Source organism: Fibrobacter succinogenes, assembly GCF_902779965.1.
In the GTDB taxonomy this organism is placed as follows: domain Bacteria; phylum Fibrobacterota; class Fibrobacteria; order Fibrobacterales; family Fibrobacteraceae; genus Fibrobacter; species Fibrobacter succinogenes_F.
The window spans coordinates 19,528-32,224 of sequence record NZ_CACZDK010000007.1 but is presented as its reverse complement, the minus strand read 5'-3'; the positions used below and the strand labels follow the sequence as shown (position 1 = coordinate 32,224).

Annotated in this window: 13 protein-coding genes; 9 read left to right on the top strand and 4 right to left on the bottom strand. The window is 46.6% G+C overall.

Annotated features, from left to right (window positions below; translation table 11 throughout):
- Nucleotide 1: 1 nt before the first annotated feature.
- Nucleotides 2-886: a TIGR01212 family radical SAM protein gene (locus HUF13_RS05000; RefSeq protein WP_173474102.1), complete on the bottom strand. Its 885-nt coding sequence runs from the start codon at nucleotides 884-886 to the stop codon at nucleotides 2-4.
- Between the two features lie 155 nt (nucleotides 887-1,041).
- Between HUF13_RS05000 and HUF13_RS04995 the strand changes: the two genes are divergently transcribed.
- Nucleotides 1,042-3,021 carry a glycoside hydrolase gene (locus HUF13_RS04995; protein WP_304038828.1) on the top strand — a complete coding sequence of 660 codons (1,980 nt, stop codon included), beginning with the start codon at nucleotides 1,042-1,044 and terminating at the stop codon, nucleotides 3,019-3,021.
- A 99-nt stretch (nucleotides 3,022-3,120) separates the two neighbouring features.
- Here the strand turns inward: HUF13_RS04995 and HUF13_RS04990 are convergent, their stop codons facing one another.
- A complete protein-coding gene (locus HUF13_RS04990; RefSeq protein WP_173474101.1) occupies nucleotides 3,121-3,708 on the bottom strand; it encodes a flavodoxin family protein in 588 nt (195 codons plus the stop codon).
- Between the two features lie 167 nt (nucleotides 3,709-3,875).
- On the opposite strand from HUF13_RS04990, the gene HUF13_RS04985 reads away from it, so the two are divergent.
- Together HUF13_RS04985 and HUF13_RS04980 are read left to right on the top strand one after the other, a co-directional pair.
- The gene (locus HUF13_RS04985) at nucleotides 3,876-4,919 is read left to right on the top strand and encodes a DUF2156 domain-containing protein (protein WP_173474100.1); all 1,044 of its coding nucleotides are present in this window, start codon (nucleotides 3,876-3,878) and stop codon (nucleotides 4,917-4,919) included.
- A 116-nt stretch (nucleotides 4,920-5,035) separates the two neighbouring features.
- Nucleotides 5,036-5,515 carry a hypothetical protein gene (locus HUF13_RS04980; protein ID WP_173474099.1) on the top strand — a complete coding sequence of 160 codons (480 nt, stop codon included), beginning with the start codon at nucleotides 5,036-5,038 and terminating at the stop codon, nucleotides 5,513-5,515.
- A 135-nt stretch (nucleotides 5,516-5,650) separates the two neighbouring features.
- On the opposite strand, the gene dnaJ is transcribed toward HUF13_RS04980, so the two are convergent.
- A complete protein-coding gene (gene dnaJ, locus HUF13_RS04975) occupies nucleotides 5,651-6,796 on the bottom strand; it encodes a molecular chaperone DnaJ (protein WP_173474098.1) in 1,146 nt (381 codons plus the stop codon).
- A 366-nt stretch (nucleotides 6,797-7,162) separates the two neighbouring features.
- Nucleotides 7,163-9,022: a molecular chaperone DnaK gene (gene dnaK, locus HUF13_RS04970; protein WP_173474097.1), complete on the bottom strand. Its 1,860-nt coding sequence runs from the start codon at nucleotides 9,020-9,022 to the stop codon at nucleotides 7,163-7,165.
- 488 nt (nucleotides 9,023-9,510) lie between these two features.
- On the opposite strand from dnaK, the gene HUF13_RS04965 reads away from it, so the two are divergent.
- The 6 genes from HUF13_RS04965 (at nucleotide 9,511) to HUF13_RS04940 (ending at nucleotide 12,685) form a co-directional block, all read left to right on the top strand.
- Nucleotides 9,511-9,813 (top strand): type II toxin-antitoxin system RelB/DinJ family antitoxin, encoded by a 303-nt coding sequence (locus tag HUF13_RS04965; RefSeq protein ID WP_173474096.1) that lies wholly within the window; start codon nucleotides 9,511-9,513, stop codon nucleotides 9,811-9,813.
- Nucleotides 9,810-10,112: a type II toxin-antitoxin system RelE/ParE family toxin gene (locus HUF13_RS04960; protein WP_173474095.1), complete on the top strand. Its 303-nt coding sequence runs from the start codon at nucleotides 9,810-9,812 to the stop codon at nucleotides 10,110-10,112. The genes HUF13_RS04965 and HUF13_RS04960 overlap by 4 nt, the downstream gene beginning before the upstream one ends.
- Nucleotides 10,113-10,320: 208 nt before the next feature.
- Nucleotides 10,321-11,331: a hypothetical protein gene (locus tag HUF13_RS04955; RefSeq protein WP_173474094.1), complete on the top strand. Its 1,011-nt coding sequence runs from the start codon at nucleotides 10,321-10,323 to the stop codon at nucleotides 11,329-11,331.
- Between the two features lie 11 nt (nucleotides 11,332-11,342).
- Nucleotides 11,343-12,041 carry a hypothetical protein gene (locus HUF13_RS04950; protein ID WP_173474093.1) on the top strand — a complete coding sequence of 233 codons (699 nt, stop codon included), beginning with the start codon at nucleotides 11,343-11,345 and terminating at the stop codon, nucleotides 12,039-12,041.
- 6 nt (nucleotides 12,042-12,047) lie between these two features.
- Nucleotides 12,048-12,293, top strand: a complete 246-nt coding sequence (locus HUF13_RS04945; protein WP_173474092.1) for a hypothetical protein — start codon at nucleotides 12,048-12,050, stop codon at nucleotides 12,291-12,293.
- Nucleotides 12,290-12,685 (top strand): hypothetical protein, encoded by a 396-nt coding sequence (locus tag HUF13_RS04940; RefSeq protein ID WP_173474091.1) that lies wholly within the window; start codon nucleotides 12,290-12,292, stop codon nucleotides 12,683-12,685. The genes HUF13_RS04945 and HUF13_RS04940 overlap by 4 nt, the downstream gene beginning before the upstream one ends.
- Nucleotides 12,686-12,697: the final 12 nt, after the last annotated feature.

Below are 12,697 nucleotides of genomic sequence, written 5' to 3'. Positions count from 1 at the left end.
TTTATTCACAGCCCAGCAATTTTTCCACAGTCGCAATGATCCTATCGCGTTCTCCGCACCAGTTGGGCGCAATTAACATTTCGCTAGGACTTTCGCCGCTGAAACGTTCAATTGCAATGTCCTTACCGATAATTTTAATCATCTCGGCAACGGCGTCGCAGTATTCTTCGAACGAGAGCAACTTGACTTCGCCGTTGGCAAAATCTTGAGCCATTACTGTTCCGACAACAATGTGCAGCGGATGGATTTTCACAGCGGCAAGTTTCAAATCATGAATCACTTGCGCCGTATGCTTGAAATCTTCCATCTTTTCGCCGGGGAGGCCAACAATGACGTGTGTCGTGACCGTGAGGCCGGCTGCTTGGCAACGCTTTACAGCGTCTTCGAATTCAGCAAGCGTATGGCGGCGATTAATGCCGGCAAGTGTTAAATCATTTGCTGTTTGCAAACCAATTTCAACGATAATCGGCTTTTTGCGATTGAGCTCGGCGAGATATTCTATTTTATCGTCTTCGAGGCAATCCGGGCGTGTGCCAATCGCAAGCCCTGCAATTTCCTTGTGCTTGATAATCGGATTGATAATTTCACGCAAGTGCTCTAGCGGGGCGTGCGTATTCGTGTATGGCTGCAAGTAGGCGAGGATGCCTGCATTCGGATACTTGTCGCGAAGCTTCGGAACGAACTTTTCAAGCTGTTCCTGAATAGAAACTTTCGCCTGGTCAAAAACAGGGCTGAAACTGCGGTTGTTGCAGTAACTGCAGCCCGAAAATCCCTTGGTTCCATCGAGGTTAGGGCAACTCATGCCGCCGTTGAGCGGGAGTTTGCGCACTTTGAGGTAATTCGGGAAAAGTTCTAAAAGTAAATCGCGATATGGTTTGTAATGCATTTTTTAAAGATATAAATAAATGGAGTGCAAACTTATTACTTAAACTTTATTTTGAACCGCAGACCTCGTCTTTTTTTTGACAAAAAGTCTATAACTTTACAAACAGAAAGTGTCCGCTTTTCAAAAAAATAAACGATTTTTATGGGAGTGAGGTTGTGAACGTGAAAAGTAAATTGATTTGGATGATCGCGATGGGCATGGCTTGTGGTGCCGCTCATGCGCAGACGAAGGTTGTTGTTGATCCTGGCAAAAGATACCAGCTATTTGAGGGTTGGGGCACAAGCCTTTGCTGGTGGGCCGAGCTCGTTGGTGCTTGGAACGAATCGAATTACGCAAAAATGTTAGGATCTGTTGTCGATCCTGATACCGGTTTGGGCTACAATATTTTCCGCTACAACATCGGTGGTGGCGACCAGCCGGGGCACAAACATTTGACCAAGGGCGATGGAGGCGCGGCTGTTCCCGGTTACAAGCCAACGGAAAAAGGCGATTACGATTGGACTGCCGACCCTAACCAGCGCAATGTGCTGTTCTGGCTCGCGAAAAAAGTCAAGAATCCTATTTTCGAAGCGTTCTCGAACTCTCCGCCGTGGTGGATGACAAATAGCGGTTGCGTTTCGGGTGGCGTGAATGGCGCGGACAACCTCAAGTCCGATTACTTCGATGACTTTGCTGATTACCTCTCCGAAGTGGCCAAGCATTTTAAGCAAGAATGGGGCATCACGTTCCGCACAATTGAACCGTTTAACGAACCCAGTGCTGGCTGGTGGACTGCGAATGGCGACCAAGAAGGCTGCGGTTTTAAGAACAAGCAATCCGAAATGATTGTGGAACTCGGTAAGGCACTCAAGAAAAAGGGACTGTTCCCAGAGACTTCCGTCAGCGCTGCTGATGAATCGAACATCGGCGATGCGTTGAACCGCTTTAACAGCTACAGCTCCGAAGCGCGCTCGTACATGTTCCAGGTCAACACGCATAGCTATTCGGGCTACGATTCTCGCGGAAAGCTTTACAACGCAGCCTTTGCAGCCGATAAACGTGTATGGCAGTCCGAATCGGGGCCGCTCCACCGCAGTGGCAACCTCGACATTACGCTCTGGATGGCGGATGTTATTTTGCATGACCTCCGCGATATGCATGCGAGCGCTTGGGTCGATTGGCAACTTTCGGACCCCGCTGAAAACTGGCGCACCATTGTAGCTGACCACAAAAAACAGACGTTCTCATACGCACCTCGCTTTTACATGCATGCTGCGTTTAGCCGTGCGATTCGACCGGGTTCTCGCTTTATTGACAGCGACAACAGCAATACGCTCGCCGCCATCCGAGAAGACAGTTCGCTTGTGCTCGTTGCTTTGAATACAGGCTCTAGCGATGTAAAATACACATTCGATTTGAGCAAGTTTGAATCCATCGGCAATAAAGCCAAGGTCCACCGTTTTACGCTCCCCGCAGCGCTCAAAGCGGACTCGGATATTAACGTTTCGGGCAAAACCCTTACGGTGACCGCAAAAGCTCAGTCTATCGTAACGATGGTCATCGAAAATGCTAAAGGTGGCGTTTGCGAAGCTAGCGAAATTATTCCCTATGTCAAAATTCATAATGGCGGCTGGAACGAAACAACTGATGTCAAAGTAAACCCCGGTGATTCGCTTGTAATTGGCCCGCATCCGTGGGATGGTGGACGCTGGACTTGGAAGGGCCCGAATGACTTTTATTACTTGGGCCGTGAAGTGCGATTCAAGAATATGCAATGGCAAAGCAGCGGCGTCTACACGGGAACATATGTGAATCCGTACGGCTGCGAAAGTACTGTTGATGTGAAGGTTATCGTTGATGATCCGGAGCACCCGTATGTAGAGCCTGAAAAACCGGATACAGGCAAGGTTGCTCTTATGCCGCGAATTGCAGCGGGGAAGGTGGCGGTCTCGAAAATCGGGGGTGATTTGCTGATTTCAACGAACTCTGTACGCGCACCCATGATGCTTACGATTTATGATTTGCAGGGCGAACTGTTGATGCGTAGGCAAATCGATGGATTTGCGATTGTGCCCGTCGCGCATGTTGCGCAGAAGCCTTATGTCGTGAAAATCAACAGCGCCGGGAAAAATGTTTATCAGAAAATTTTCAGATAAATGCTAGAAGACCCTCGCCTTCGCGAGGGTGACAAAATGTAAATACATAGTCATGCTCGATCAAGTCGAGCATTTTTGATGTATTCAGGTAACTCGCACTTAAGCGGCGCAATGCAGTTTGCTCGCTATCTTCCTGCATTTCGCATTTTCTCGTGATGAAATGCCTTCGCCATTGAGCGTGCCGCTTTTTTGAATCACACCGCTAATTTTAAAACCGCTCCAACAAAGAACTTCCTTGAGGGCGCGTACTGTTCCTAGTGATTGTTTGAAAATCAAGTTGAATGGCCATCGTGTGGAACATGTCGTGACAAGAACTGCTTTTTTGCCGCTCAAAAGCGCACGAGGAATGCCTTGTTCGCTATGGTCCATAAAGCCGTAAACCCATCTGTCGAATAACATTTTCAGTTGGCCGGTCATGTTCCCCCAATAGCATGGAGAACCGACAATCAAGCCATCGCATTGCTGAACGAGGCGCAGAATCGTTTTGGCATCGTCGTCGGGCATCACGCAGTCGTGTGCGTTGCGGCATTTCATGCAGCCTACGCAAGGGCGGAATTGCAATTTGCAAACATCCACATAATTTACTATGTCGCCATTCGCCAGCAGTTCATTGCGTATGATATTCAACATTTGGTTGATATTGCTATTGGGGCGGGGGCTAGCGTTTAAAATGACAAATTTTTTCATGGGGTCTCCAGGTCCATAATGTTCTTTTATTTATTAAACACCTAAGAATGAAAAAGTGTCACTTTTTAGAAACTCATATTTGCAAAAAAGAGCTAATTAAGTATATATTATTCAAAAAGCCTCCGACTAAAAGAGTATGGAATTAGGGATATACTTGGAGGGAAACCTTGATAAATTTTAAGACGCCGGAACTTTCGGATATGTTTGCCGCGATGCGTGCGGTCGCCGATTCAGGGTACATCGGGAGCGATGCTGGCTTTGCGAACATTTACCTTTTGCGTAAAAAATACAATACCTTGTTGGCGTTGCAAGAGGGGTTCCTTTTTCGCTATTATAACGGACAGGGGAGCCGTCGGGGCTATGCGTTCCCACTCGGAGTCGGCGATCTGCAGAAAGCGTTGGAGCTGATTATCCAAGATGCACATGCATCGGGGCGTCCGTTGGAATTTTGCCTTGTTGACGAGCCGCGTGCGCAGATTTTGCGGGAGTATTTTGAGAAAGCAGTGCCGAACCGCGCCGAACCTGTACTCCATTTCGAAAATAACCGAAACGATAGCGACTATATCTATTCGGCCGAAAATCTTGCAACACTCCCAGGAAATCAGTACAAGAAAAAGCGCAATCATATTTCAAGATTTAATCGAACTTATTCGAATTACGAATTGCGCGCTATTACGGCTGAAAATATTGCTGAAGCGCATGAAGTCGAAAAGAAATGGCTTAATTTTGAAACGCTGGCCCGCTCAAACGAAAACGATTGTGAATGCGTTTGTGATTGCCGTGAGGCTGCCTGGGCCGAACGCTCCGAAGACGAAAAATCGCGCATGGCAGAATACTGTGCCATCAAGGAAGCGCAGGAAAACTTCGATGCTCTCCAGATGCGTGGCGCTGTCCTATATGTCGAAGGCAAACCCGTCGGCATGACAATGGCTTCAGAAATTACGCCCGGCGTTTGGGATATTCATTTTGAAAAAGTCATCGACGAATATGCAATCAATGGCGGCTATGCCGTTATTAACAAGCTGTTTGCCGAGCGCCTAGTGACTGCCGGCGCGAAACTAATCAACCGCGAGGAAGATATTGGAATCGAAGGGCTGCGTAAGGCGAAACTCTCGTACAACCCGACGATTATTTTGGACAAATCGCACTGTATTGTTGTAGAAAACTCTCCGCAATGGCGTCACGGAGCCGCAAACTATAGAATTTCATAAAGATTAAAGGATTGTTAATGTGTCTTTCTGAACTTTTTTTGCAGCCATTCTGGAGCCGAAGGCAACGGAATCCATATTGTTTAAACCTAACGATCCATAAAGCGTAAAGGACTGTGATGCTTTCTAAAATTCTCTCCCGCGAATCCTGTGCCGCATGCAAGTTCTGCTGCTCTTTCCGCAGGCAGAGCCTCTGGGAAACGCCGCTTTTCCCGCCCGAAGTCGTGGAAAAACTGAGCAAGCCTAACGAATACGGCGTGGTGGGGGAGTTCCGCGATGGTCAAATCGTCCTTGGCGGTTATCGCACCGATGCCCCCGAAGAAGAAGTGCCTTGCACTTTCCTGGATCCGCACAAAGGCTGCATTTTAAAAGTAGAAGACAAACCCTTTGATTGCTCAATCTGGCCGCTACGCATTATGAATAAAGATGGCGAGCTTGTTATCGCGCTTACGCCTACGTGCCCGACTATCGGCGCAACGCCTCGGCCCGAGCTGATAGAACTTGTAAAGAATGGTCTCGGTAAAAAAATTTTCGAGTACGCCAAAACGCACCCGTATATTATCAAGGAATATAAGGAAGGATTTCCGATTATTCTTTAACGAAACGTTATAAAACAAGAACTCCCGGGCATCGCTGTCCGGGAGTTCTTAAAAAAAGAGATTCCCGCTGAAAGGCACGAAGTGCCGCGTTTCTCTCGTCTTTCGTCTGTAGGCCCATAGGGCCGTTCTTTCGTCTTACTTGAACAGATTCTTCATCTTCTCAAGGAAACTTTCTTCCTGGGCGGTTTCCTTGTCCTTGCGGAGTTCGGCAAGCTTCTGGTAAAGCTCCTTCTCTTCGCGGGAGATGTCCTTCGGGATGTCAACGCCAATTTGCACGTAGAGGCTTCCGCGGTCGCCCTGTTTTTTGAGCGGCCACAAACCCTGATCGCGCAGACGGAGAACGCTACCAGCTTGAGTGCCGGCGGCAATCTTGATCTGGATTTCGTCACCGTTGATGGTCGGGATGCGCTGTGTACCGCCAAGAACAAGCTTATGTACCGGCACCTTGACTTCGCAATGCAAATCGTCGCCTTCGCGGCTGAAGAAATCATCCGGCTTTTCGGCAATCACCACAAGCAAGTCGCCGCAAGCGCCACCGCGTGGACCGCAGTTGCCTTCGCCACGGAGGTTCAGGTACTGGCCTTCGCTCACGCCTGCCGGAATCTTGATGGAGATTTCTTCGCTTTCTTGCACACGACCTTCACCGTGGCAATGAGAGCAGGGATTAGCGATTACTTCGCCCATGCCACCGCAAGTGGGGCAGACGCTTTCGGAAACCATCTGGAAAAATCCGCCGGACACACGACGTACACGACCCGTGCCATGGCAGGTATCGCAAGTCTTGACGTTCGTACCGCCCTTGCCGTTACATTCCGTACACGGTGTATAGCGTTTTAAGCGAACCTTCTTGGTGCAGCCTTCGAAAATTTCCTTGTAGCTGAGTGCCACCTTGATCTGCAAGTCGTTACCACGCGGAGGTCCTGCCTTGCGACCGCCACCACGACGTCCACCGCCGCCAAAGCCGAACCCGCCACCAAAGATATCGCCAAACTGGCTGAAAATATCGTTGAGGTCGAAGCCTGCGCCGCCGAATCCGCCACCGCCAAAACCGCCACCAGGAGCGTTAAAGCCGAACTGGTCGTAGTTCTTGCGCTTTTCAGGATTAGAGAGCACGTCGTAAGCTTCGGCAGCTTCCTTGAACTTTTCTTCAGCTTCCTTGTCGCCCGGATTCTTGTCCGGATGGTACTTGATAGCAAGCTTCTTATAAGCGTGCTTGATTTCATCAGCACTTGCGTCCTTGCCGACGCCCAAAACTTCGTAATAATCTCTTTTTTCAGCCATAATATGCCTTCGGCATTAGTAGACAGTAGGAAGTAAACAGTAGACAGGAAAAGTTCTTTTGCTGTCTTTTAACAACCGCTAACGTCCTATTTCATACTAAAAATCGTTCACAAAACATACTCTTATTTACACAAAAAGGATTGCTCCCTAAAAGAGAGCGAATCCTTTCTATTTAGACGGCTGGCTTGGATCCTTCTCCCCGCAAGGGGGACCATGGATCACTAAGGGTTGAAGCCCAAGTGTCAAAAGAGACTTTGCGCTTCGCGCTTCTACCCAAAGGGCATAACTCAACTACAGAACTAAAGTTCTAAGTTTCGTATAGCTCAGGATGACACTTCCTACTTCCTACCGTCTACTTCCTACTAATTAGTCAACCACTTCAGCGTCGACGACTTCCGGGCCGTCACCCTTCTTGTCGTTCTTCGGCTGTTCGGAAGCACCCGGCTGCGGACCCGGCTGAGCCTGGTTTGCGCCAGCAGCCTGAGCCATGGAGCTAATCATGCCCTGGAGCTTGTCCATAGCGGCCTTGATTTCTTCCTTGGTGCCGTTGTCCTTCTTGGCCTTGATGTCGTCGATAGCAGCCTGGAGCTGGCTCTTGGTGTCAGCCGGGAGCTTGTTGCCAAATTCCTTGAGCTGGCCTTCAGCCTGGTAAGCCATCTGTTCGGCCTGGTTCTTGATATCGACAAGTTCGCGCTGTTCCTTGTCCTTGGCTGCGTTAGCTTCGGCATCCTTCACCATCTTGTTGATTTCGTCTTCAGACAAACCGCTAGAAGAAGTAATCTTGATGGACTGTTCCTTACCGGTTTCCTTGTCCTTAGCAGACACGTGCACAATGCCGTTAGCATCGATATCGAAGGTCACTTCGATCTGCGGCACGCCACGCGGCTTCTTCGGAAGGTCGGTCAAGTCGAACTTGCCGAGCGTACGGTTGTCGCGAGCAAATTCGCGTTCGCCCTGGAGCACGTGAATCGTCACAGCCGGCTGGTTGTCTTCGGCAGTGGAGAACACCTGGCTCTTCTTGGTCGGAATCGTGGTGTTACGGTCGATGAGCTTGGTCATCACGCCACCGAGAGTTTCGATACCCAAAGAAAGCGGTGTCACGTCGAGGAGCAACACGTCCTTCACAGAGGAGTCACCGCTAAGCACAGCGCCCTGAACTGCAGCACCGATTGCCACAACTTCGTCCGGGTTCACAGTCTTGTTCGGTTCCTTACCGAAGAACTTCTTCACAGCTTCCTGAACGGCCGGAATACGAGTAGAACCACCAACCAAGATGACTTCGTCAATTTCGCTCAAGGAAAGACCGGAGTCCTTGATAGCCTTGCGGCACGGTTCCATAGAACGTTCCACGAGGTGAGCGGTGAGCTGGTCAAACTTTGCACGGCTGAGGGTGAGGTCGAGGTGTTTCGGACCAGAAGCGTCAGCAGTGATGAACGGAAGGTTGATGGCGGCGTCCTTCAAACGCTGCAGGGCCATCTTGTCCTTCTTCAGGTCGATGCCCGGATTGTCCTTCTTGAATTCGTCGTTGATCCAGTCGATGATGACTTCGTCGAAGTTGTCACCGCCAAGCATCGTATCACCGTTCGTGGCCTTCACGCTGAACATACCGTCGTCGATTTCGAGGATGGAGATATCGAAGGTACCGCCACCGAGGTCATACACGGCAACCTTTTCGCTCTTCTTGGAGTCAAGACCGTAAGCAAGAGCAGCAGCCGTCGGTTCGTTCACGATACGGAGAACTTCGAGGCCTGCAATCTTACCAGCGTCCTTTGTAGCCTGACGCTGAGAGTCGTTAAAGTAAGCCGGGACCGTAATCACAGCCTGAGAAACGGACTGGCCGAGGTAATCTTCGGCAATCTTCTTCATGGTCTGGAGAACGGCTGCAGAAATCTCAGGAGGAGCAAACTGCTTGTCGTCAATCTGCACGCGGACCGGATCAGAACCCGTGCCTACGAGCTTGTAAGGCATGTTCTTTTCGGCAGTGGAGCATTCGCCAGCCGTACGGCCCATGAAACGCTTGATAGAATAAATCGTCTTTTCCGGGTTCGTGATTGCCTGACGCTTTGCAACATGGCCCACAAGACGTTCACCGTTCTTGCCAAATGCGACAATAGACGGCGTAGTGCGGAAACCTTCTGCATTGGCGATGACGACCGGCTTGCCACCTTCCATCACGGCAACGCAGCTGTTTGTCGTACCCAAGTCAATACCAATAATCTTACCCATGATTTTAATCTCCTATTTTAAATTCTTGATCCCCAGTGTTTTTGTTTGAGTGGGGAGTTTTTTACGCCGATACATTAGCAAAAGCCGTGCCAACCCCGAAAAGCGTCCTTTTTGTTTCGTTCTGAAACAAGAAAAGCCCCAAAATCGGGGCGAAAAAAGGATGTTTCAAAAAAAAACGCCCCACGACGTCATCCTGACGACCGCTGGGAGGAAGGAGCCAATGATGTCTTGAATAGGGGAGGGGGAAGAATCCCCCTGATTGCAGCCCCGGCAATGTCTAAGCAATCAGGCTCCCCTTGCCTAGCACGTCATTGCGAGGAACGTAGTGACGAAGCAATCCATAGCCGGGTCTTCCGTCACCCCTTCGCCTAAGGGGCTCAGCCCCTTAAAAACCCCGATAATTTCAAAACTTTAAATAGTCCGTTTCTGTTTTGTCATCAAGTTTCAAATGTATTGCATTTGTGCGGACAATTATATATATTAAAAATATGAACAAGACTGCAAATTTATACGCTCGCATTGAGCCCGATGTCAAGGAACAGGCCGAAAGCGTCCTGGAAACCCTCGGCATATCCGTTTCCAGTGCCATCAACATGTTCTATAAGCAGATTATTCTGCAACAGGGAATTCCCTTCGACGTAAAACTGCCCAAGGCGCCCGAAAACTCCGCCAAATGGTCAAAGGAACGTTTCGATGCGGAACTCGAGAAGGGTTACAACGATATGCTGAAAGGCCGCACTCGCCCTGCCGCGATGGTTCTTTCCGACGTCAAGAAGAAATATAAGGTATGAATTTTGAAGTCCATTTTTCTTCCGCTGCGCAGGCAGACATCGATCAAATCTTTGACTATATCAGCATAGCGCTTTGTTCGCCTGTCGCTGCCAAGAATCTAATGGCAAAATTTCAGGAATCGGTAAACACGTTGTCCGATTTTCCCGACGCCTTTGCCTTATGCCAAGATGATCCTTGGATTTTGCGTGAAGTACGCACAATACCAGTCGGGAATTACCGCCTATTTTATCATGTCAATCATGACATGCAGAAAGTCGTTATATTGCGCGTCTTCTATTGCAGACAAGAAGCGAAATAGTCATAAAGCATATTTGAAAAAATTTTCCGGGCGGAATAGGTTATATTTATAAGTGGCGGCTGTTTTGGCCAAGGTGTAGATAATATGATGGAATTCTTTGAAATTAGACGGACCATGTTTTCGAGGATGATGTTTTTCTGCAAAACTCTATTTTACAACAACTAAAACGTTAAAACTTTTTATTGCTATTTTGAAATGGAGAATAATTGTGTTTTTTTATAATAAATTTACAACATTTGGGAAGATTCTATTTGCTATAGGTTGTTTAATACCTATAAGTATTGTAACTCTTGTTGTTTTATTTATTCTTGTAATTGAAATTGATGATAAATGGAGAACTTGCGGAAGTTCCCTTTCTTTTGAAAAAAGAAAATCATCGTTTGATTTGATGATATTGCCTTTTGTAGAAGAAATTGTAGTAGAAAATGAAAAAAAAATTACTCTATTTGGAACAAAAAATGAATTCAAAAGTGAAAATAATAAGCCCGTAGTACTGCGAACAACTGATGGCGGCGAGAGTTGGGAGAAGAGGGAAATTGATATAGATGTTCAATCTGCATCTTTTGATCGTATCGGCGAGCGTGTTTACATAGTTGGTTTTGTTGATGACAATGATTCGGTAAATCGTCCTGTTTACGTGTCAAACGAGGACTTCAAAAAATGGGAATATATTGGTGACGCTGAATGTGAACAAATTGGAAAAATACACGTAAATAAAAATAGGGGGGAGAAACCCTACTCTATTATTCTAGAGAGAGATAATATTCCAGCTATAAATTTAGGAAATCTTTGTAATGGTATTGAGCGATATGCTCAAAACGATAAAGATTGGATTGCTTGCGGATTTGACGAAAAAAAATCATCAACGCATGAAGTTCGTATATTGCATCGAACTAATGAAAAGTATGGTATATACACGTCATTTCCTGATAAATGGCATTTATGGCGTTTGAATCATGTGAAACCATTGGATTTTTATGTAAAGGATAGTCTAATGGTGGGACTTTTTAAATTTTGGATGGGGGCAGATGCTTGGTTTAGGTATTTGTACTATAGTGTTGATGGCGGAAAAAATTGGCAAAATGAAAAAATTCCATCTTTTGATAAAGAACGTTTGGCCGTTATAAAAAATAATATTATTGTTCTTGGGGTAAACTATTCTTATAATGAAAAAAAAGGAAAGGTCACCATTCTCACGATGCCGATACCGAAAAAATAATCTTATAGAAGATGAAAAAAACTGTAGCCATAATAATTTCCCTTGGCGCCCTTGCGGTGCTATTGTTCGTTCTCTTGATTGTTCGATTCAATTGTGTGGGCAACTACTATATGACAAAGATTGAACCGGTATATATAATTCCGAACGAATCCAGCTTGTGCAGGTTTGAAGTGAACCAAATGAACAACGGCTCTGGCGACTGGTGGATTTATGCTCAGGATGATTTAAATTATTACTTCTTTCTCGGATATGATTTGCTGCCTTACATTGTGTTTTCAAGGAGCACGGCGGAAAAATGTATAGGATTCGATAAAGTTAATGTTGACACGTGGTGTGGAATTGATACGAACGAAATTGTATTTCAAGTTAAATACAGAAACATAAAGGCAAAAGACTCGACCGTTATTTATGCGGAACGTTTGAACGGTCGTGATACAATATGTTGTGATGACAATTCATGTAAGTGTGCAATGTGCCGTTTGCATAGGAATGATTACAAGCGTTATTGTGAGACGGACTCTGATTCTTGTGAAACGGTTATTTTTAAAATAAAGTTTAGGGACATGAAGGCTCGATATAGTTGCGAGGGACCGCCAGAAGAACGTGTTTGTGATGATACTGTTGTATTTATATTTCCTTTAGATTCTTCCGTAGTGATTAAAACACCGATGCCGAAGAATACAGAAGGTTCTTGGAACTGTAAGCATTAATTCTTTATGAATTCGAAGAAAGAGTACATATTTATCGCGGGGCTTTATACCCTTATTCAATCTATTGTGGTTGGAATTTTTATGGTGCATGCGGCCATTACCAACAATCCGCAGGGAGAATTTTATACGGAATCAGGTGTTGTTTGGGGTGAAATAGCGACTGTTTTTGTGTCTTGGTTTGTTGGTAGTGCTGTTTTTTGTTCGGCGATATTCGCACTTGTTTTCTTTATAAAGTATATTACAAGAAAATGAAAAAGCCTGCATTCATGAAAATTTCCCTTGGGGCGCTTTTGGTTATTTTTGTATTATTCCAGTGCTTCCAAGATGAAGATTTTGTTGGAACGTATAAGCGAACGCATGAGCATGGCTTTGAATCGGTGACGCTTTACCCAGATTCTACATTTTTGCAGGTCTATGCGGACGGCAATGGCTTGGATTCGAATCGGGGCACCTGGAAATATGTACCGAGAGGAAAAAGGTACTATGCCAATCGCTTGAATTTTTATGATTGGATAGAATTTGATTCCCCGCTTAAGGGATTGCCGCACCATCGTGCAGGAGAAAAGATTATTTTTGATACGGACATTTCCGGTGGTTGTATTGTTGTCGACCCAGATCTTTCGGAGCGTAATCTTTGTAAATAACCGGAGTCGATG